Consider the following 504-nt stretch of genomic DNA (forward strand, 5'->3'; position numbering starts at 1 on the left):
GTCGCCTCAGATCGACCCAACGCACCGTTCACACCATCAGGGGCGGGAGCACAGCCGACTCACCACCCCGTCCGGGACCGAGCGAACGACACGCTCACCCTCTTAGGCGAGGGGAACGGTACGTTCACACCATCAGGGCAGGGCAGGTGAGCGGATGGGCAGATCCGACAGGCGTTATCGCAGAGCTGCCTGTAGCACCTCGCAGAGCACGTCCAGCGTCCTCGAATACTGCGACTGCGTCGGCGTGCTGTAGCCGACGACGATGCCGTCACCGCCGACTGACGACACGTCGGGATGTCGGAAGACCGAAAGCCCTTCGAGCCCGAGATCGCGCGCCCGGGCCGCTGCAAGAACAGATTGTTCGGTGCCGGAGGGCAGACGGATCACAGCGTGAAGTCCCGCGGAGATCCCCTCGACCCTGACCTGGTGGCATGACCCCCATTAAGTGACCCGCTGGTTATGAGAATCCTTCCCGCCCTGATCAAGGGCATGAAAGGCTACAAC

Annotated in this window: 1 protein-coding gene; it reads right to left on the reverse strand. The window is 63.5% G+C overall.

Annotated elements, in window-relative coordinates; all coding sequences use genetic code 11:
* Positions 1–174: 174 nt before the first annotated feature.
* A complete protein-coding gene (locus AC1Q61_RS32770) occupies positions 175–387 on the reverse strand; it encodes a hypothetical protein (protein WP_492651491.1) in 213 nt (70 codons plus the stop codon).
* Positions 388–504: the final 117 nt, after the last annotated feature.

Source organism: Rhodococcus sp. MPR-R1B, from assembly GCF_058793255.1.